This window comes from Anatilimnocola aquadivae (assembly GCF_049819085.1).
Lineage (GTDB): Bacteria > Planctomycetota > Planctomycetia > Pirellulales > Pirellulaceae > Anatilimnocola.
The window spans coordinates 3,767,595-3,787,441 of record NZ_CP187419.1 but is presented as its reverse complement, the minus strand read 5'-3'; the positions used below and the strand labels follow the sequence as shown (position 1 = coordinate 3,787,441).

Sequence of the window (19,847 nt, the reverse complement as noted above, 5' to 3'; positions counted from 1 at the left end):
TTTCAGCTGCCTCGCATGGTAGCAATCGAGATTGCCGTTGAGCAGGTAGTTGGCCCAGATTCATAGAATCTGAACACAACGGCCCCTGCAGGTCGGTATAGTAGGCACGTCGACTGACCGCTCCGCCTTTATGCGATTTTGGGACAACTGTGGACCACATCCAGGAAATCAAACCGGTTGATGGTCGGACGCCGAGGGAGCTTCATCTGCAGACGACCACCATGCCGCTGTGGTTCTGGCACTTGTGGGCAGTCGTGGCTGCCTTCGGTACCTACTTCTGTATGTACTTCTTTCGACAGCCTTTTAAAGCGGCCACGTTCGATAACCTGCTGGTGGCTGGCATCTCGCTGAAGGTCGTCCTGGTCGTTGCTCATACGCTCGGCTACATGCTATCGAAGTTCATTGGTATCAAAGTGATTGCCGAGATGCCGCCCCGTCGGCGGGCGGTTACGATTCTCGCGCTCGTGATGTTTGCCGAAGTGATGCTCTTGTTCTTCGGCCTCATTCCCAGCCCCTGAAATGCTTTTTGTCTCTTCTTCAATGGCCTCGCCCTAGGAATGGTCTTTGGGCTGGTGCTCGGATTTTTGGAGGGGCGGCGCGCGACGGAAGCCCTGACGGCTGGCTTGTGTACCAGCTTTATTCTGGCCGATGCGCTGACGAAATCGCTCGGTAGCTGGTTGTTGCAGCAGCAAGTTTCGGAACAGTGGATGCCATTCGTGGCGGGCCTGATTTTTGTTGTTCCATTTCTGCTATTTGTCGCCATGCTGGCGATCATTCCTCCCCCCACGGCGCACGATATTTCCGAGCGAACCGAACGAGTGGTCATGAGCCGCTCCGATCGCTGGCAACTTTACTCGCGATACATGGTGGGGCTGACACTGCTGGTGGTCCTCTACCTGCTCATGTCCATCGTCCGCAGCCTGCGCAGCGACTTCGGAGCTGAGCTGTGGCGCGACCTGCTCGGTGTTCCCGCGGTTCCAGCCGACTTTCGCATCTCGGAATACTGGGTCATGCTGGGCGTCATCATTGCCAACGGCTCACTGGTATTCCTGCGCGACAATCGCTGGGCCTTTTTTGGTTCGCTGGCGGTCTGCTTCCTGGGCGTGGCCGTCATGGGCGGAGCGCTGGTGTGTGAGCGGATGCATGCTATCGACGGGTTCTGGTTCATGGTGCTTGTCGGCATCGGAACCTACTTACCCTATGTGGCCTTACACACGACGGTGTTCGAGCGTTTTCTGGCGATGACGCGAGAAAAGGGTAACCTAGGATTCTTAATGTACGTGGCCGATTCCATTGGCTATTTGGGAGTCGTGGGAGCGCTGTTGGGCAAGAACTTCCTGGGGGTTGAAGGCTCGTTCATCGACTTCTTCGTGCTGATCTGCTGGATCGCGGCGGGAGTTTCGCTTTGCTGTGTGGTGGGAAGTTGCTTCTATTTCGGCGGCCGAGCGCGTGAAACCAAACTGGTCGTTGTTTCTGAGGTACCGGGATGAGTCAGTCGCTGGCGGCGTTATTCAATGGGCAACCGCGCGAGTTGGAACTACGCCAACTGGAATTGCCCGCTCTGCAGCCTGGTGAGATTCTCGTGCGCGTGCTCGGCTGCACACTCTGTGGCAGCGACTTGCATAGCTACGAAGGTCATCGCAAGGTTCCCGTCCCTACGGTGCTGGGCCATGAGATTGTGGGTGAGATCGCTAGTTTTGGACCGGGAACATCACAGACCGATATCGCCGGCAATGCACTGACCGTCGGCGATCGAGTCACTTGGGCGATCGTCGCAAGTTGCGGCGAGTGTTTCTACTGTCAGCGTGGCCTCGCGCAGAAGTGCCTGCAGAGCGTGAAGTATGGTCACGAGGCTCTGCGGCCTGGACAGGAACTGCTCGGCGGACTTGCCCAGTATGTGTTGCTCGTTCGTGGCACCGCGGTAATTCGTCTGCCGGCAGAATTGCCCTTGGAAGTCGCTTGTCCGGCCAGCTGCGCTACGGCTACGGTTGCTGCAGCACTGGCGGCTGCCGGAGACGTACGCGAGCGAACCGTTTGCGTGCTGGGCGCTGGCATGCTGGGGCTAACTGCCGCCGCCATGTGTCACGCCGCGGGAGCATCCGCCGTGGTGGCCGTCGATATGCATGCCGATCGCCGCGAGCGAGCAAAGCAGTTCGGCGCGACGCACGTTGCCGCACCGGGAGAACTCGATGAGGTTGCCAAACAGGTCTCTGGCGCGCATGGCTTTGATGTCGTGTTTGAATTCACCGGTTCGACGGCCGCGTTTGAAAACGCCTGGCCGTTGGTTCGCTTAGGGGGGCGCATCGTGCTCGTCGGCGCGGTTTTCCCGGGGAATCCCTTCAGCTTGCCGCTGGAGCAATTGGTGCGCAGAAATCTCACGCTCGCGGGTGTCCACAATTACTCGCCCGAGCATTTGATCACGGCCATCGAGTTCCTCCGTAGTAACTATCAGCGTTATCCCTTCGCCCAACTCGTCGAAAACTGGTGCCCGCTGACCGAAGCGGCCGAAGCTTTTCAACGGGCGCGCGATCCCCAGGCCATTCGCATCGGCGTGAAGCCTTGATTGGCGCACTGCGGTTTACAGCCCGTAGTCAGCTAGTAACTTGCGTGGCACCCCGATTGGAATCACGCGCACTTCGCCGAGGTGTGCTTGCGCCGCAGGTTGAGCGAAACCTTGCTTGGCGGCGACGAACGTGCAGGTAAGATCTGCGTCCACGGTGGGCTGCCCCAGTTTACCTGTATCGCAATCGAGTCCGCTCGGCAGGTCGACCGCCAGTCGCTTCGCCGTGGCGGCATTCATCCGTTTGATGGCTGTTGCATACGGCCCCTTCGGATCGCCGGTTGTGCCTGTGCCCAGCAGGGCGTCCACAATCCATTCCGCGCCTTCGAAGCATGCGTCTATTTCATCTGCAGTCACGTTGCTGCCAATTTCCTCAATAGGCAGTTGGCAATTCAGGGCAATCTGATAATTGGCCAGTGCGTCACCCTTCAACTCTGCCGCTCTAGCCAACAACAGCACGCGAACCACGATCCCCGCTTCGTTCAATTGCCGGGCAATCGCGAAGCCGTCTCCTCCGTTGTTCCCTTTGCCACAGCAGACTACGACCGGACCGCGACAGCCGACGGTCAGTAGCGCATTGGTGCAGCCTCGCGCTGCGTTTTCCATCAGGACCAGGCCGGAGATGCCGTATTCGGCCATCGCCCGAGCATCGATTTCGCGAACTTGAGTCCGGGTTAGCGAGTTGGTCATGAAGGCCGTCTCTTGAGTTGCCAACAGGTCGAAAACGACTGTCAGCGAAAGTGCAATCAGCCAACAATTTCGACGATCAGAATTTGACGATAGCGGTGGCGAAGAAAGACTTCGTGGGCAACCGCGGCGAAGCGATCGTGATGGCAGCTTTGAATTTCTGCGGCAATGCTAACCCCTATTTTGATCCTCAACAACTCGACGGGTTTCACAAGCGGAAGGCTTCGTCGGGGATGATCGCCCGGTGATCGCAGCAGCCGTCCAAGGTGTCGTTGAGCGAATAACGAAGGCGCCGCTTGGCGGGAACCAAATAAAAAGAAAGAATTGCCCAGCGATTATTAACAGACACCGCGGCATTCAAGCCGCTAAAGGCTAGACCGTGTAGCGCTTGTTCCAACTACCTGGGAACGTCAGTCCGTTGGCGTAAACGTACCGAATTAACTGGCCGTGATGCTGGGCCTCGTGTTCCAACAGGGCGAAGGCCAGATCGAGTTGCTCAGCGGTCAAATCGGCAAAGTCGATCTCGCCCAAAACCTGCTGCGTCGCATTGCAGGCGGCCAGCACAGACTCCTTGATACGCGGCGACTGCAGGCTACACGAGAATCTTTGCCAACCTCCCGCCTTGATCGCGGTGGAATAGCTTTCTCGCGCGCCGACGATACACCAGAGCTGATCGCCGATGCAGTTCGACGGCAGCTTCGGCAAGTCCAAGGCTAAGGCCGCTTCATCCAGATGAGCTACGAGATCGTGCGTCAGCTGAAATGCTCGTTCCAGGTGCGCCTTGAGTTTCTGGTTCATAGACGCATTGGAATCTTTGGCATGTGGAGTGAGAAGCAGCGGACATTGTCGCATCGGGAGCGGTTTCTACGCTAAGCCTGTGATGAATCGCGGGTTCGCTTGCTCATCGCCCCCAAGAGCGGTATACCAGCGACTGGGAAATCGAGCGCAGCAGAGGCTAAAAGTCTGGGAACACAGACTAGGGAAAGATAAGGATCGGAGTCATGGCGACCACGGCTGGTGCGGGGAAGCGTTCGTGGCAGGCTGCGCAGCGACCGGCTTTCGACGCCAATGCCAGGCACATGTGGCGCTGGTTGTTGTCGTTGCTCGCGGTCACGATGATCGCCATCTCGATCTACATCATCTATATCAACAGCATTCCGCCGCCGAAAACGCTGTTGATTTCGGTCACCGCCGATCGTGAAGAACTGGCCACCGTGCCGCCGGTGCCGATGCTCGCGCGCGACGAACAGGCCCTCAAGGGCTGGGCCCAAGCCACCAAGATTCCCGTCCACTTTGCCAAGTTGCGCGGGCTCAAGCCGGTCGATGAATTTTGCCGCAAGCTGGGCTCGGAGACAGATCAGCCAAAGTTCGAAACGATCACGGCCGATGGCAGCCTGCAGTCGAGCGGCAAGTCGCTTCGCAAACAAGACACGCTCATTCTGTACATTCGCGCGCACGGCTTGGCGATGGTCGAAGGGAAGGAAGTGGGCGCGAAGGCGACGCCCTATCTCGTCACGTCGTTTCAAGGGCTGGCGAACATCTCGCCCAGCAATTCAATTTCGGTTACGGAACTGCTGACCAATCTGGCGAAGCTGGAAGACGTGAAGAAGCTGGTGATCATCGACGCGGTGCACTTCAACTACGATCCGCGGATCGGTCAACTGGTGAATCAGTTTCCCACGGCGGTCGCGCGGGTCTTTCCGAGCGACGCGAAGAACTTGTGGGTCCTGCTACCCAGTGAATCGGGCGAGCTGTCGGTAGTTTCGCCGCAACAACAACAAACGCTGTTTAGCTCGTCGTTGTTGTCCGGGCTACAAGCGGGTGAAGTGAAATCGCCGCGCACCTCGCTCCCCAAGTTAGTGGAGTTCATTCGCGATCGCTACGCAGTTGCCCGCAGCGATGAAGCAGACCTCAGTTTTTGGCAAAAACTGCAGATGCTGCCGAGCGGCGATCTGGCCTCAAACATTCCCGATCCCACTGGCACGTCGATCGTGCTGCCGACAATTCCAGCCGTGGAGCCAACCGCGGAAGAACCCGCGGCGAAGACTCCTGCTGACGACAAGGCCACCGAAAGCGCTAGCGAAAAGAAGACCGCTGGTGTGACGACTCGGCGTTTGCCGTTTGGGCCGCTTCTTCACGGTCAACTCGCACTGGGACAACAAGCCGGAGATGCCGCACCGGCAGCAACGGAAGAGGCGAAGAAGACGGAAGACACCAAGCCTGTAGACTCTGCCGACCCACCGATGCCTGCGCCAATGGAAACAACTTCACCAGCAACGGCTCCACCTGCGACTGCAGCACCGGCAGAAAATGCTGATGCACCGCCGCGCCACAGCAAGTTCCTCGTTGAGTTCTCCCAGCAATTGGCGGAAGCCTGGAAGCTGCGCGATGAGCTCGAAGACTGGGAGCAGTCGTTCGGTCGCCAGGGCTGGTCACCAATTCACTTTGCGCCGCATCATTGGCGAAAACTGAATGCCTATCTGATTGCCTACGAAGAACGCTGCCGCGCGGGAGCCGTCGACGACAATCGTCAGTTGCTGCTTGACCTGCAGCAATTGATCGACGGCCTGCGGTACTTGAAGCGGTTGCTCAAACAGGAGATCGAGCCGAGCAATCAGGGGACGGGCGTCATTCAGGATTTGTCCGACGCGTGGTATCGGCTGCGCAGCAACGGCAGCGTGGGACCGTCGAAGGCCTGGCAGTCGTTTCAGGTTTCCGAGAAGAATTCGCTCAACGACGCCAACCGGGCTCTCAAGATCTACGCCGATTGTGCCTATCGTTTGCCGGATTATGTCCGTCTGCAGGGAACGATGTTGAGCGCGGCTGATGTGAAATTGGCAATTGGGACCGAACTCGAAAGCTACGAACAGCAGCTGCGCGAGATGCGCGTACAGTTCGAGCGCCAGAGCGACGACAGTCAAATGCGACCCAACATCGCCCGCGACCTGCTCGCGCAGGCTGCCGAACTCCAACGTGCCCGCGGGCAGCTCGATGCCAAACTGAGTCGCTTTGCCCAGTCACTCACTTCGGACCGCAACGTTGCCTTACCCGGTCGCGCCCAGGCAATTGGCCTGCTGCTCGAATCGCCCGTAGCACCTGCCGAGGAGCGCGCAGTGTTGCTCGATCGAGTCTTGCCGCTGCTTGATCCGCCGGCCATGCCCGCCACGCGTTTGCGTTCGGTCGCGAGCAGCGGAACTGGCGAGCTGATTTGGGATCATCTGTTCGACCAGGTCGGTGCCGAACTGCGGCTGCTCAAATTGTTCACCGCGCAAGATCGCGGCACGAATCTCCCCGAAGAGACGCTCGTCGGTTCTGCCAAGTATTGCATCGGCCGGATGACGACACTCACTACGTCGGGTTCACACCCTCGCTCGACTGCCTACGAACTCGGCACCGAAATGCGTGACTTCTACGGGCAGTTACCGCCGCGAATCTTGGATCGAAATCGTCAGCTGAGCACCTCAGCCCAAGGAGCTACACGCCGGCAGTTGCTCGACCTGTATCACTGGTTGCTCTTGGTCGATGGCCGCGATGCCGGGCGGTTGCAACGCGCGGCAATCTTCCTCACGCAACCTTTCTCACCCGAACCGATGCCCGACGGCGTCAAACTCACCCTGTCGCCGAATCCGCTGCAACTTACCGACAAAGAGCAGAAGGTGACCGTCACCATCGACGTTACGACCGATCGCGTGGATATCGAGAATCTGACGGTGGAATTGCTGCTAGAACCGGGGGCCGGCATCGAAGTTATTGATCCCGAGCGGCCTGAAGCGTCAACCGCTTCGAGCATGGTGCTCGTCGGCGGCGCCAAACACTGGAAACACGACTTTTTTGTGAAATCGCTGCGTGCCGGCCAAGGTGAAACCGTCAAGCTGGCCGCACAAGCGAGGTTTCAGGATGCCAGTGCGGCGCAAGAAATCTCGTGTCTGCTGCCGCGACCGAACGTGGTCGATTTGAAGGTGATTGCCTCGCACCGCTACGACGAATCGAAGCCCAACTTTGGTGCAGAGGATTCGCTCTCACAAGGCTCGGTCTTACGACTCTATCCCAACCGCAACAGCACCTTCAAGCTGATGCTGCAGAATCGGGCCAGCGACGACAAGAAGGTCCGCGTGCAGTTGATTCGCGTACCGCGGCAAGTCTTCAATCCCGAGATTCCGCGCGACGAACCTTGGAGTCCGTACTTGTTTGGTGAAGGTCGCGCGCTGATCTCGGAACTGCAAGAGATCGACGCTGGTTTGCTGCAGAATCCAGGTTTGCCGGCTTACTTAAACGAGCGGGTGATTGCCACCTCGCCCGAGAAGACTCCGATTATGCTCCCCTCGGCAGGCTCGCCGCTAGTGCCGGTGATGCTCGAAATGAAGGGGGCCGCACCGGTCAATCCAACCAACCCGCCAGATCCAAACGCAGGCCCGCCGCCAGTCGATGTCACCTCGGGCTTGCTCTGTGTGATCACCAACGTCGACAAGCCTAGCGAACGCTTCATCAAGTGGCTGGATCTGGTTCCCTATGCCCCGCAGGAGCTCTTTGAGGTCGGCAAAGACATCCGCTTCGTGAACGGCGTGCTCAGCTTTAAGGTAAATCTGTTTGCTGCGGGAGCAGCGGAAGGAATGCGGCTCGATCAACCACTGGAAGTGGTTTGGGATCGCACCGGGACGGGGCTGGGTAATCCGCCGCTGCTCGTGGTGCCGCTCAATCCGCAAACACTCAGTGCGTCGTTCAAGGCCGAGATTCCCGAAGCGGTGCGACAAGACGTTGTGCTCCGGCTAAACATCGATGGCTACCCGCGCTCGTTTGTGTACAGCTTGCAACTCGATAACAAAATCCAGGAGATCCGCCGGCGAGACCTGAAGCAAGATCAACTCAGCGGCCTGCACCTGAGCCAACTAACCCACGACAAGACGATGTTTTTGATTCAATCGCAGGATGCCGTCTATACTCCGGCCACCGTGCCTGAAAACTCCCCGGCCGATCTCGTCACCCGCTACCTGCGCCGCGAAGAACGGAGCATTGCGGGCATTCGCCTGGACACTTCTCCGGCGAAACAAAAATTGACGACTGACTTGCAGGCCGACGTTCACCCTTCGCTCTTTAGCAGCGGCGGCTGGATTGAGGTCGGCTACGAAGGGGCAGCTCCCCTTTATCGCTTCCTGCAAGATCGCGCGATCAAGGTCACGCTGGTGGGGCCGCCAACCGATGGCAGCCTCACTTTTCATACGACGGTTGCCGACTTTCAGAAATTGGACGTCTCCGCCGACGCTCCCGCGCCCGAAGATACCCGGCTGCAATTGAAGGCCCGTTTGCGAGGCGGCAAATCGGACGAATTCGGCGAAGCAGCCAACCATTTGCAAACGATTGTCTTCGACCGCAAAGTTCCGCTGTTTGAGGTCGATGCCGTGCTCGTCAAAAACAAGATCCAAATCGACTACACGCGGCGGAACGACCTGATCGAAGTGCTGGGCAAGGTGACCGATGGCCAAGGTGTGGGCTTGCACAGCGTGAAGGTCACCATGAGCCGCGAACCGGATGGCAAACCGGTTCCTGAAGGGACGAAGCCGCTGGTGCTGGAGACGACCCTTTCGCGCGATGGGACCTTTCGAGCCACGCGTGCCGTGCCCACGGGCCTGCCACCGGGCACGACCCACTACAACATCAATGTCCAGCCGGTCGATCTGGTCGGCCGCGAAGGAGAGGTGCAGACCTTGGAACTTACCGTGCTAACACCGGCTCCCAGAGCCAACGTGCAGGATCGCCCTTCGTTTACGCCGGAAGTGAAAAAGAAGTCGGACGAGGAACTGCAGAAAAAGAAGATCGAGGACTTCAAGAAGAACTTCCCAGGAGCGACTCCGCCACCACCGGGTGCGCCTTAATCCATTCGTCGAAAACTCAGCTGGCGACTGTGAGAAGGTTTGTGGCTTGGGTCGCTCGAATGGGCGGCAGATCTGCCGCCAGCTGGCATATTCGGCACCTCGCTGAAAAAATCGAAGAACCGCTTGAAGTTCGGACGAACCGAATTGCAGAGTGAATGCTGCGCGGGCGGAGCACCAAAGAGAGCAGCACTGCAGCTGGCGGAAGGATTCCGCCGCTCGGTCCAATCTAACGTGGAGTTCGGTTCGATGAATCAATTGATCATGGCTCTCTGCCTGGTATCCGCAGAATTCGGCGGTCGTCCCTGCTGCGATCCTCCCGCCGGTGGCGGTGACGTCATGAGCGAGGGCTTTCCCGGCGATGCCGGCTATCGCGTCGTCAGCAAAGGCGATCCTTGCTACCGTGGCACTATCTTCCCGGCTCTCAAGGTGACGCGAGCCTATCGCGATAATCAGGCTTTTGCCTATCACCACTTCGAAGGCAAACGGCTGCAGATCTCTGGCCGCCTGGTGAACGTCAAGCGCGACTTGGTCCCCGTGCTCGTCCGCGATGCCGAAGGCAAGATCGTTCTCGACCAGTTCGGCAATCAGCAGTTCGACCAGCGCGAAGCGCTCGTTGCCCTGATCACGCCCGACGGCAAACTGCCGCTGCAGTTCGGTCTGGAGTTCCGCTTCCTGCTGGAAGACATCAAGACGAAGCCAGAAGTTCGCTGTGCGTTGGCCGCCCTATGGGCTGGTCAGTTCGTCACGCTCAAGGGCGACTGCAAGGGTGCTCTCACTTCTCCCGATGGCCTTTACACTGCCATCATCTTCGAGAAGAGCGAAATCGTCCCGTAGGTTGCCGCGAAGGGTCGCAGGAAAGCAGCGGCTAGCCAATCTGCCGCTGCACGGCTTCAATCAGCTTGTCCATGGCGAACGGTTTTCGCAGGTATTCGTCCACGCCGAGCATCTCGGCATAAGCCTTGTGACGGCTGCCTTCGTTGGCGGTGATCATGATCACCTTGGTGTTGCTTTCGCGGGTGCGATTGAGCTTCTCGAGCACCAAAAAGCCGCTGCGTTTGGGCATCATCATATCGAGGATGACCAGGTTGGGCAGATCGCTCTCGGCCATCGCCAAACCCTGGTTGCCATCGCGAGCAACCAGAATCTGGTAGCCCTTCGATTCCAGCGCATAACGCATGGCATCGATGATCTCCGCATCGTCGTCAACCAGCAAGATTCGTCGCGCGGCCGTTGCCCCGGCTGCGTCATCCGTTGGTTTCTGCTCGGGTTTTTGCTCCGGAGCCATTGCGGCGCTCGATTCCATCGCGGGTGATTCAGTTGCCAATCATTGGGCTGCCCCAATCCACTCTGTAGCTTATAGAAGCCAGCGGTCGGAAGCAATCTGGCGTTCGCTGCACTACCACCTGCGAGCCCCCCATTCGGCAGCGCGATTACTACTCAAACTTCATTGCGTCGGCGGGCGGCACAAAGTCCTTGAAGAACTGCATCTCCGGCGAGTGTTCCCACTCGAGTGGCTCGTCACTCTCCAGCACCAGTAGAAAGCCATATTGCCCGGCAGTCCGCTTTTGCATGATCCGAGTTCCAATGACCGGACTTTGATCGGGATTTCGGACTTGCAGATAGGTCGTCCAATCTGCCGATTTGCTGCTCTCGCCCTGATCCGGTGTTTGCCACGTCGTATTCGGCTTCGTAAAGAACTGGTAGGCGAGTTCGGTTGAGAGGTTCCCCTGGCCGCGAACATCGAACCACAGTTGATCCTTCGTCGGTACCTCCAAAGCGACAACCACGAACCGGCGAGTTCCTTGATTCAGATAGAAGATTTCGGAATTGCCCGTCGTGCTTTCTTTCCAGATTGCGGTCAGTGTGTCGAGTTGGGGCGATTTGGCAAAAAACTTGTCCGCCGTAACGTGCGTCACGGCAGCACTTGGCAGTCGCACTTGAAAGCCGATCCTTGATCCTCGAACTGCCTGCCAGTCGTTGGTCAGGGGCTTGATCGACTGCGGCAGCAGCAGGGGATTGAGCAACAACGACTCGCTAAGGTTCGCAATGACGGCCTCCACCACTGCCGCATTGGTTGGCGCGGCACCTGCAATTTGCATCGCGGGCATCGCGCGGTTGGCAACCCGCAGCCCGCTGAGAAATGCCTGAACTTGCGGATCTTCATAGGTCATCTCCAGCGGACCTTCGATCACCAGGCCGATGGCGCGCTCACCATCGTGCGAGATGCGCACGATGCGGGTCTTCACCTCGGAACGCAGCACCGCATCGACAGCCGTGATGGGCTCTTCCTGCGGGCGATATTCCGACTGCTTGGTGAACCCCTGATTCATCAGCTCAATACTGACGAGGGCTCGATTTAGATAAGCATCGACCGGCATCCCACTTAGGGGCAGCGGCATGAGCGTGAAGGAAAACGTCTTGCCGCCCGCACTGGCTCGCAGCGCTGTGGGTTTGGCCGACTTTAAAATCGCTTCGCCAAACTCGCGGTCAGTTCCACTCTGTCCTTCCAGCAGATCGAACGGCGCGGGCTTCGTGGGAAATTTCAGCTGAATCCCCGCGTGCTCATCCGGCAATGAAACCCAGGTGGAAGTATCGGTCGTTTTCACTTTCACCGGCGTCGCAGCAGTTGGAATTGGTACCGACGCAGGCGGCGCGGGAACCGTCGGTGGTGGACCTGGCAACGAAGCTGGCGGCGAGTTTGCGGCGAGAGGCTGAGGTTCTTTTACCGTACCTGCAGGCCACATCCAGTAGATGCCCACGGCAACCAACAGCAGCATCAACACCAGGCTTCCACCAGCGGCGGCAATCAGCAAGGGCAGTTTCGAGGGTGAGGCTGTTGTCGCCGAAGCTTTCACGGGAGCTGGAGCAATACTCGGCTGACGAAGTGATCTGGCAGGACTGGCGGCTGTTGCAGCAGCCGGTGGCTTTACCAACGGCTGAGTTGGCCTCGATTGAATCGCTGGAATGGGCCTGGTCCCCGAGGTGTCCTGTGCAACCACGGTGTCCGTCAGTGCGGGAATCTCGACCTTCGCCTTGCATTTGGGACACGCCACCGTTCGACCGCGCAGACGATCTTCTGCGTTTAGCTTGGCACCACACGAAGGACACTGCAGGCTGAAAGGCATAAGGCACCTCAAAGCACGTGAACCTGGGCTTGCCGCCGCGAACGCACCTCTTCCGACCCCGAGGCGCGTGGATAATAACAGCCCGTGCGGAGGATTTCAACTTTTTGCCGCTCAAGGAGATATTGTCAAATATTGTGGACCGTGGAGTCGAATTAAGCGGCGATTTGGTCGAGTGGTAGGCCGTCATGGAAGCTAGCGTAGTGTTTGTTGACAAAGAGTTTCCAAGCCCACGCGCTGCCGCAGCGGCTATCCAGGGGGAACCGTGAACGGGCCTACGAATTGGAAGCACAAAGACGGCAGATCACTGAAAGATCTTGAATCGGTTTAGCCTCGATACAAAAGCGGCCCGATCAAAGTGACCGGGCCTGCGATGCGGTTTGTCTGGTAAAGGAAGCATGCCGGAACATCGCGGAGTACCGCTTGCTGCCGGCCTACTTTACCACTTCGGGAAGAGTGGTCCGCCGTAGAGGGCGCCGTCGCCGAGTTCTTCTTCGATGCGGAGCAGCTGGTTGTACTTGGCCATGCGGTCGGTGCGCGATGCCGAGCCGGTTTTGATCTGGCCGGTGCCGAGGGCGACGGCAAGATCGGCGATGGTCGAATCTTCGGTTTCGCCGCTGCGATGGCTGCTGATCGACGAATAGCCATTGCGATGGGCCAGTTGGATGGCCGAGATGGTTTCGGTCAGCGTGCCGATCTGGTTGACCTTGATCAGAATGCTGTTGGCGATCCCTTCCTTGATGCCACGGGCCAGGCGCTCGGTGTTGGTGACAAACAGGTCGTCGCCGACGAGTTGGACCTTCTTGCCGAGCTTGTCGGTGAGGAGCTTCCAACCTTCCCAGTCGTCTTCGCTGCAGCCGTCTTCGATCGAGCAGATTGGGTACTTGCTGCACCAGTTGGCGAGGAAGTCGACCATCTGTTCCGACGACAGTTCCTTGCCATCGACGCTGTAGACCTTCTTCTTTTCGTCGTAGTATTCGGTCGCGGCACAGTCGAGCGCGATTTTGACTTGCTCGCCCGGCTTGTAGCCGGCCTTCTCGATGGCCGAGAGGATCAGTTCGAGGGCTTCTTCATTGCTCTTCAGGTCGGGAGCAAAGCCGCCTTCGTCGCCAACATTGGTCGAGAGCTTCTTGTCGTGAATGACCTTCTTCAGCGTATGAAAGATTTCGCAGCCGCAGCGCAGCGCATCGCTGAACTTGGTGAAGCCAAGCGGGAAGATCATGAACTCTTGCATGTCGACGGCGTTGTCGGCATGAGCACCACCGTTGATGACGTTCATCATCGGGGCGGGCAACAGGCGAGCACCCGTGCCGCCGAGGTAGCGATACAAGCGTTGGTTGGTGAAGTTCGCGGCGGCCTTGGCGACGGCCAGCGAAACACCCAGGATCGCGTTGGCGCCGAGGTTCTTCTTCGTCGGCGTACCATCGAGTTCGATCAGCTGGCTATCGACAGCGATTTGGTCCAGTGCGTCGGCACCAACCAAGTTGTCGTTGATGGTAGTGTTGACGGCTTCAACAGCCTTCAGCACACCCTTGCCGAGAAACTTACTCTTGTCGCCATCGCGCAGTTCCCAGGCTTCGTGAGCACCGGTGCTGGCACCGCTGGGCACGGCAGCGCGGCCGAACGAGCCATCGGTGAGGTAAACGTCGACTTCGACCGTGGGATTGCCACGGCTGTCCATGATTTGGCGTCCGTGAACGCTGGCGATAATGCTCATTCAATGTCTCGCAGCAAAAAGGGCTGGCAGGCGGAATGGACTGGCAAAAATGACTGCCAAAACAGGCAGAAATGCCGGGAAATTGCAGCTGGGCATTGTGACGAATCGGACCCAGATTGACTAGGGCCGGTCAGCTGAAGTGGGGGAGCGTGAAGCTGCGCAGTTTCCGGCAATTTACCAGGTTCTTGCCACTTTCTTCTGCCGTTCGTCGTCATTTCTTCACTTTTGCCCAGTAACCTCTCTACACTGTGGCTGGCCTCTCCCGCCGTATCGCCATCGCCCACCATCGATTGCATCCGTGGAGTCGCCTCATGTTGCGCCTACCTGCGTTCCGTTACACTCCCCGCCGCGCGTTCACACTCGTTGAATTGCTGGTTGTCATTGCCATCATCGGCGTGCTCGTGGCCCTGTTGTTGCCGGCCGTGCAAGCCGCTCGCGAAGCAGCGAGAAGAATCCAGTGCCAGAATCACTTGAAGCAACTGGCATTGGGGATTCATAACCACGAAGACACCTTCAAAAAGTTTCCGCTGGGGCTCGATCTGCGGGCTGGTGCCACAACAGCACGGTCGACGTTTTTTATCGAGATTCTCCCGTTCATCGAGCAACAACCGCTCTACAGCAAATGGGACTTCATCAACTCGGCGAACAATGTGACCACTGCCGCCGATACTTCGCGGGCAGCCACGAAGATCAAGATCTTTGTCTGCCCGAGCGACATCTTCAAAGAGAACCCCTTCAATCTGGCGGCCACGGGCGCGACCTTCAGCCCTAGTCAGTCGCAGAGCGGCAATCCTTACGGCGGTCTTTATTCCCCGACGAGTTACGCCGGCAACTACGGCACAGGCTGTTACCACACCAGCTTTTCGGTCTTTCCGGTCAAGCCCGATGGCGTGCTGTTTATGAGTGGCCCGGGTACCGAACTACAAATGCCCGGGGGTAGTCTGCATACGCTGGCCGAAAATCACAAGGACCTGCCGCCGCTGCGAATGGCTGAAATCAGTGATGGAACCAGTAATACGATTTTGCTGGGCGAGAAGAATCACAAGGACATCGACTTCGATGCCTGGACCTCTGCGAACAGCGGACTCAAGATGCACCAGGTTTCGGCTTGGGCCTGGGCCGGTGGGCGGAAGGGTTCCGCCATGCTCTTTTGCTCGTCCGCAGTGGCCATCAATACGACGGTTCGCAAATTGAATCCCGGCAGTCCGACATCGCCCGATATCGCCGTGCAAGATCGCCGCTACAACGCCTGGGGAAGTAATCATCCGGGCGGAGCGAATTTCGCGCTCTGCGATGGCTCGGTTCGCGGCATCAGCGAATCATTACCCCAGCAGATTCTCGCGACAATTTCCACCCGCGCTGGTGGCGAAGCTCAAAGCACCATTGATTAACACTTTGAATGAGAGTTCGTATGCCTTGGCTCACGCAGGCTCGTTTTTTCTGTCTCCTTGGCAGCTTGCTGATTCTGACTAGCTGCCTCGGCTGTTCATCCGGCCCCGAATTCGGCCAAGTGAACGGCCAACTGATTGTCAACGGCGAGCCGGCCGCTGAAGTGCGGGTCGAGTTTCATCCCGATGCTGCGCTGGGTACTAAAGGACCTTCCTCATCGGGACAAACCGATGCCGAGGGCCGCTTCAAACTCTTTTATGTCCTGGGCGAGCAAACTGGCGAAGGCGCAGTTGTGGGCCAGCACCGCGTGGTGATTCAAGACCAGCGGATGGGCAAGTCGGAGACCGGGCGGGGCGTGGCGATTCGCTTCGGACCGGAGTACGCCGCAATTCTTTCCACACCGCTGACAACGACCATTCAAGCGGGCGAGCAGACACTCACGCTCAAGGTTCCGAAGTAAGCAGACGGTCGACGTAGAGCAATCCGGTGATGGTCTTCGCGTCCTGAATCTCACCTCGAAAGATCATGGCGATCGCTTCTTCCCAGGGAACGACCAGATTCGTGATCTCTTCGCCCACTTCGCGGGCGGCGTCACCCAGGGTCAGATCGGTGGCGAGAAACAGGTGCATCCGTTCGTCGAGAATACCGGGCGAAAGATAAAACGCGTGCAGGAATTTCATCGAGCCCGCGCGATAGCCGGTTTCTTCGATCAGTTCGCGTTCGGCCTGCGACTGCGGCGTCTCGTTTGGGTCGAGTGTGCCCGCGGGGAGTTCAATCAGCGTTTGGTCGACCGAGATCCGATAGTTGCGAATCAAACACACACTCCCATCGGCCAACCGCGGCACCATTACCACCGCTCCCGGATGCCGGACGATTTCGCGATTCTTGCGCTCGCCGCTGGCGGTCACTTGTTGCTTGCGAACGACCTTAAAGCGACTGGCGGTAAGGAGCAGTTCTTCGGACATGAGGTTTCCGTATCTGTGGTTTATTGGCGTATTGATGGTCTACTTGCCAACGGGCAGCATTCACCCATATTGTAGCGCAGGAGAAATGTTTACGGTGGCTACCGCCGATCTGGAATCCTCAAGCTGAAATCTGCAATCATGAACTACACCTACGCCGATCTGGCCAAGATGATCGACCATTCGCTGCTGCAACCCACGATGACCGTGACTGACCTCGAAGCAGGCTGCCAGTTGGCGGTTGCCTACGACTGCGCTAGCGTGTGCATCATGCCGTATTACCTGAAGCGGTGTGCAGAGCTACTGAAGGGAAGCACGGTCGTTCCCAGTACCACCATCGGCTTTCCGCACGGCGGACACACTTCGGCGATGAAGGTTGCCGAGGCCAAGCAGGCTCTCGCCGATGGCGGCAAAGAGCTGGATATGGTCGTGAACATCAGCCAGGTGCTGAGCGGCGCGTGGGATTATGTGCGAGCCGACATCAAGGGTGTTGTCGACGCGGCGCATGATGCGGGCGCGAAGGTGAAAGTCATCTTCGAAAACTGCTACCTGAAGGATGAGCACAAAATCAAGTTGTGCGAAATCTGCGGCGAACTGAGCGCTGACTGGGTGAAGACCTCGACCGGCTATGGCACCGGCGGTGCCACGCTCGAAGACTTGGCGCTGATGCGCAAGCATTCGCCCGCTCATGTGCAGGTGAAGGCAGCCGGCGCTGTGCGCGATATCGATACCCTCCTGAAGGTCCGCGAAGTCGGCGCGACCCGCTGCGGAGCGAGCCGCACCAAGGACATGCTCGATGACGTACGCCGCCGGCTCAACTTGGAGCCCATCACGGGCGTGAAGGCTGGCGCGGTGAGCGGATACTAGTGCGGGTCGCACGGACATATCACGGACGAGACATTACCAATTCATGGCAGTATGACGGAACATACGCTACTTCAATATCACGCTTGCTCTAACTATGAACGCCAAACAAATCATCAAATCGCAAATCGACCTGGGGCAGTTTGTCTGCCAGGGCTATCTGGCCGATCTGACCGACGAAGACTTGATGCGGCGCGCTCATGCGGGCGTGAATCACATCAACTGGCAAGTGGGACACTTGATCCTGGCCGAGAACTTTCACATGAACATGGTGACCAGCGGGGGTATGCCTCCGCTGCCGCCAGGGTTCGCCGAGAAGTATCACAAAGACACGGCGGGCAAGGACGACCCCGCAGCCTTCTGCACCAAAGCGGAACTGCTCCAGGCCTGGGCCGAGCAACGGGCCGGCACGCTCGCGGCCCTCGAAGCCATCAGCGAGGATGACCTCGATACGCAAACGGGCATTCCTTACTGCCCCACGCGCGGCGAGCAACTCTGCCTGCAAGGGAGCCATTGGCTGATGCACTGCGGCCAGTGGGCTGTCGTCCGTCGACAGTTAGGCAAGCCACCGTTGTTTTAAACAATGAGCCGGAAGCGTAAGCGCCCGGAGAGTTCCCTCTGATGGTCTTACTCTCCGGGCGCTTACGCTTCCGGCTCATCAAGAAGCAAGAAAACGACAAAGCACCCATCAGCGACGGGTGCTTTTTTGTTTTTGCTGCGAACGAACGAGCAATCGCTTACTCTTCAGCCAGCGGGGCCTTCTTCTCGGTGATCGAAGGGCACTGCGGAGCCTTTTCGGCGTTCAATTCGATGAAGCCCTTTTGATCTTCCGGAACATTGTCCTGGTGGAAGATGGCTTCGACGGGGCACTCTGGTACGCAAGCTTCGCAATCGATGCATTCATCGGGATGAATGTAAAGAATTTGCTCGTCTTCGTAGAAGCACTCGACTGGGCAAACAACAACGCAGTCGGTGTACTTGCACCCGAAGCACGGTGCGCAGACGACGTGGGTCATGACTCAAACTCTCCTGCTAGTCAAACGACGGAAATCGATAATCGCGACCCGTGCTTGCAGAGCTCAGGCCGACGACAAAGGTAATGCGGCTTGCACATTGGCATCGGCAAATTGCCCGCCGTAACCTAAGCCGTGGCGGACAGTTTGCCAAAACCAACTGCATTCTAGCGGGTCTGGCGACTTGCATCACCCGACCTGAGCCGGAATCGTAGGACGGGTAAGAAATAGCGTCAAGCTGGCAACCGTAGGCCAGCAGCTGAAAACGCCAAAATGTGGGCGCAGCTGATACTAAATCTCAGCAACGGCTGGCTGGCGCGTCTCATCAGCAGGGCGAGAGTCGACGCGGGCAAAGCGGTCTTTCCAGCGCAAAAACGGCTTCTCGATCCAGTAGTACGACAGCTCAGCCAGGCCAAACGTGAGTGGCAAGGCATAGAGTGCGGTCCAAGAGCTTCTGGGCGGGCACCAGCCAAATTTGTAGACCAGAAAAATTGCCAGGATGTGCCAGATATAAAGTCCGTACGAGATCTTGCCCCAATGCAGCAGCCACGGATGCGTCAGCCAACTGGTGGCCTGCGCTTGCGAACGCATGGCCCCAGCGACAATCGCCAGCGCGGCGAGCGCGAACAGCGGATAGGCAAATACCGCCCAGGCTGCGAAGGGACGAGAACCGGCCAGATAATGTTCGGTGAAGAGCGCGATGAGCAATCCCAGCCCCATCAGGCCCCACCGAGTGGCGGCGGAAAGGTGATCGAGCCAGCCTCGGCGAGTGGCAATCGCCAGCAAGCCACCCCAGGCAATGGAATCGAACTGTACGAACGTGTTGAAGTGAATCGCAAAGAATGAAGCCTGCGTTTGCCACAGATAGATGCGAGTCGCCTGCCCAGCTACGATCAGGGCCACGCAAGCCCACACCAGTCGCTTGGGCGAGATCAAGACAAGCAGCAGCGGCCAGACCATATAGAACTGTTCTTCGATGGCGACCGTCCACAGCAACTGAGCAGCAGAGCGAGGAATCGTGCCCGTCGTGACGATTTGCCAGTTCCCTAGAAAGGCCAGGTACCAAGGCATTTGCCCGACAGGAATTCCCGGCATGCCGATCCAGCGTTCGATAAAGAACGTGGAGATAAGGAAGCAGTAGTAGAGCGGCCAGATGCGCAGTGCGCGGCGGGCATAAAAGGCGCGAATGTCGATGGTGCCCGTCCGTTCATGTTCGCGTAGCAACAGTTCGGTAATCAGGTACGAACTGAGCACAAAAAAGACGGCGACCGCTGGATAGCCCAAGTGCGAAAGGGACATCAGCCAACTGCCGATCTGGGCCATCACGGGGCCCTGACCGGCAAACTGCTGGGGCTTGATCAAATGCGCGTGGCTGAGAAAGACTGCTAGAAAACTGAAGAACCGCAACCCATCGAGTTCCGGTCGATAGAACCGGGACGGTGCCGGTGCGGGCTTTTTCTCCGCACGCACTCCGGGTGCCGAGATCACATCAGCGGGCGAATCGAGAACGAGAGTCGACATGGCAGGCATCCGCGGAAAACAAGTGAGTGTTTTCCCCCAGTATGCTTGCCAGCCTTTCAGGACTTCGCGCGGTTCGGGCCCCTCCATGCTAACTCGTTGCCGGGAGTCGCCCAGCGCGCCGGTCGTAGGGATGATAGGGGCA

15 protein-coding genes and 1 pseudogene are annotated in these 19,847 nt (G+C 58.2%); 8 read left to right on the top strand and 8 right to left on the bottom strand.

Annotated features, from left to right (window positions below):
- Positions 1–221 precede the first annotated feature (221 nt).
- A pseudogene (locus NA78x_RS15260) lies at positions 222–1,490 on the top strand (DUF5690 family protein).
- On the top strand, positions 1,487–2,563 hold the full coding sequence (locus tag NA78x_RS15255) for a zinc-binding dehydrogenase (protein WP_425619312.1): 1,077 nt from the start codon (positions 1,487–1,489) through the stop codon (positions 2,561–2,563). Before NA78x_RS15260 ends, NA78x_RS15255 begins: the two are co-directional and overlap by 4 nt.
- A 15-nt stretch (positions 2,564–2,578) precedes the next feature.
- Here NA78x_RS15255 and NA78x_RS15250 read toward each other — a convergent pair whose 3' ends face one another.
- Both NA78x_RS15250 and NA78x_RS15245 read right to left on the bottom strand, forming a co-directional pair.
- The gene (locus NA78x_RS15250) at positions 2,579–3,250 is read right to left on the bottom strand and encodes an NAD(P)H-hydrate epimerase (protein WP_425619311.1); all 672 of its coding nucleotides are present in this window, start codon (positions 3,248–3,250) and stop codon (positions 2,579–2,581) included.
- 369 nt (positions 3,251–3,619) lie between these two features.
- Positions 3,620–4,045, bottom strand: a complete 426-nt coding sequence (locus tag NA78x_RS15245; RefSeq protein ID WP_425619310.1) for a hypothetical protein — start codon at positions 4,043–4,045, stop codon at positions 3,620–3,622.
- Between the two features lie 203 nt (positions 4,046–4,248).
- On the opposite strand from NA78x_RS15245, the gene NA78x_RS15240 reads away from it, so the two are divergent.
- Positions 4,249–9,117, top strand: coding sequence for a hypothetical protein (locus NA78x_RS15240; RefSeq protein ID WP_425619309.1), 4,869 nt, complete (start codon positions 4,249–4,251; stop codon positions 9,115–9,117).
- Positions 9,118–9,363: 246 nt separating this feature from the next.
- Positions 9,364–9,951 carry a hypothetical protein gene (locus tag NA78x_RS15235; RefSeq protein WP_425619308.1) on the top strand — a complete coding sequence of 196 codons (588 nt, stop codon included), beginning with the start codon at positions 9,364–9,366 and terminating at the stop codon, positions 9,949–9,951.
- Positions 9,952–9,982: 31 nt separating this feature from the next.
- On the opposite strand, the gene NA78x_RS15230 is transcribed toward NA78x_RS15235, so the two are convergent.
- The 3 genes from NA78x_RS15230 to eno form a co-directional block, all read right to left on the bottom strand.
- Positions 9,983–10,402: a response regulator transcription factor gene (locus tag NA78x_RS15230; protein WP_425619307.1), complete on the bottom strand. Its 420-nt coding sequence runs from the start codon at positions 10,400–10,402 to the stop codon at positions 9,983–9,985.
- A gap of 148 nt (positions 10,403–10,550) precedes the next feature.
- Positions 10,551–11,930: a hypothetical protein gene (locus tag NA78x_RS15225; RefSeq protein WP_425619306.1), complete on the bottom strand. Its 1,380-nt coding sequence runs from the start codon at positions 11,928–11,930 to the stop codon at positions 10,551–10,553.
- Between the two features lie 748 nt (positions 11,931–12,678).
- Positions 12,679–13,956, bottom strand: coding sequence for a phosphopyruvate hydratase (eno, locus tag NA78x_RS15220; protein ID WP_425619305.1), 1,278 nt, complete (start codon positions 13,954–13,956; stop codon positions 12,679–12,681).
- 311 nt (positions 13,957–14,267) lie between these two features.
- Here eno and NA78x_RS15215 point away from each other — a divergent pair, with 311 nt between their 5' ends.
- Complete coding sequence (locus NA78x_RS15215; protein WP_425619304.1) at positions 14,268–15,347, top strand: DUF1559 domain-containing protein; 1,080 nt, start codon at positions 14,268–14,270, stop codon at positions 15,345–15,347.
- Between the two features lie 20 nt (positions 15,348–15,367).
- A complete protein-coding gene (locus NA78x_RS15210; RefSeq protein ID WP_425619303.1) occupies positions 15,368–15,805 on the top strand; it encodes a hypothetical protein in 438 nt (145 codons plus the stop codon).
- Here the strand turns inward: NA78x_RS15210 and NA78x_RS15205 are convergent.
- Positions 15,789–16,310: an NUDIX hydrolase gene (locus tag NA78x_RS15205; protein WP_425619302.1), complete on the bottom strand. Its 522-nt coding sequence runs from the start codon at positions 16,308–16,310 to the stop codon at positions 15,789–15,791. The two genes, NA78x_RS15210 and NA78x_RS15205, sit on opposite strands and share 17 nt — an antisense overlap.
- Before the next feature lie 138 nt (positions 16,311–16,448).
- Between NA78x_RS15205 and deoC the strand changes: the two genes are divergently transcribed.
- Complete coding sequence (gene deoC / locus NA78x_RS15200) at positions 16,449–17,174, top strand: deoxyribose-phosphate aldolase (RefSeq protein ID WP_425619301.1); 726 nt, start codon at positions 16,449–16,451, stop codon at positions 17,172–17,174.
- A 94-nt stretch (positions 17,175–17,268) separates the two neighbouring features.
- Positions 17,269–17,751, top strand: coding sequence for a DinB family protein (locus NA78x_RS15195; protein WP_425619300.1), 483 nt, complete (start codon positions 17,269–17,271; stop codon positions 17,749–17,751).
- A 157-nt stretch (positions 17,752–17,908) separates the two neighbouring features.
- Here NA78x_RS15195 and NA78x_RS15190 read toward each other — a convergent pair whose 3' ends face one another.
- Positions 17,909–18,187, bottom strand: coding sequence for a ferredoxin family protein (locus NA78x_RS15190; protein ID WP_425619299.1), 279 nt, complete (start codon positions 18,185–18,187; stop codon positions 17,909–17,911).
- Between the two features lie 288 nt (positions 18,188–18,475).
- The gene (locus tag NA78x_RS15185; protein WP_425619298.1) at positions 18,476–19,705 is read right to left on the bottom strand and encodes an acyltransferase family protein; all 1,230 of its coding nucleotides are present in this window, start codon (positions 19,703–19,705) and stop codon (positions 18,476–18,478) included.
- Positions 19,706–19,847 lie beyond the last annotated feature (142 nt).

Excerpts from the sequence above, each read along its gene's own strand:
- NA78x_RS15235 (WP_425619308.1), top strand. The coding sequence starts at position 9,364 with ATGAATCAATTGATCATGGCTCTCTGCCTGGTATCCGCAGAATTCGGC.
- NA78x_RS15250 (WP_425619311.1), bottom strand. The coding sequence starts at position 3,250 with ATGACCAACTCGCTAACCCGGACTCAAGTTCGCGAAATCGATGCTCGG.
- NA78x_RS15190 (WP_425619299.1), bottom strand. The coding sequence starts at position 18,187 with ATGACCCACGTCGTCTGCGCACCGTGCTTCGGGTGCAAGTACACCGAC.
- NA78x_RS15230 (WP_425619307.1), bottom strand. The coding sequence starts at position 10,402 with ATGGCTCCGGAGCAAAAACCCGAGCAGAAACCAACGGATGACGCAGCC.
- NA78x_RS15205 (WP_425619302.1), bottom strand. The coding sequence starts at position 16,310 with ATGTCCGAAGAACTGCTCCTTACCGCCAGTCGCTTTAAGGTCGTTCGC.
- NA78x_RS15185 (WP_425619298.1), bottom strand. The coding sequence starts at position 19,705 with ATGTCGACTCTCGTTCTCGATTCGCCCGCTGATGTGATCTCGGCACCC.
- NA78x_RS15240 (WP_425619309.1), top strand. The coding sequence starts at position 4,249 with ATGGCGACCACGGCTGGTGCGGGGAAGCGTTCGTGGCAGGCTGCGCAG.
- NA78x_RS15210 (WP_425619303.1), top strand. The coding sequence starts at position 15,368 with ATGCCTTGGCTCACGCAGGCTCGTTTTTTCTGTCTCCTTGGCAGCTTG.
- eno (WP_425619305.1), bottom strand. The coding sequence starts at position 13,956 with ATGAGCATTATCGCCAGCGTTCACGGACGCCAAATCATGGACAGCCGT.
- deoC (WP_425619301.1), top strand. The coding sequence starts at position 16,449 with ATGAACTACACCTACGCCGATCTGGCCAAGATGATCGACCATTCGCTG.
- NA78x_RS15215 (WP_425619304.1), top strand. The coding sequence starts at position 14,268 with ATGTTGCGCCTACCTGCGTTCCGTTACACTCCCCGCCGCGCGTTCACA.
- NA78x_RS15255 (WP_425619312.1), top strand. The coding sequence starts at position 1,487 with ATGAGTCAGTCGCTGGCGGCGTTATTCAATGGGCAACCGCGCGAGTTG.
- NA78x_RS15245 (WP_425619310.1), bottom strand. The coding sequence starts at position 4,045 with ATGAACCAGAAACTCAAGGCGCACCTGGAACGAGCATTTCAGCTGACG.
- NA78x_RS15195 (WP_425619300.1), top strand. The coding sequence starts at position 17,269 with ATGAACGCCAAACAAATCATCAAATCGCAAATCGACCTGGGGCAGTTT.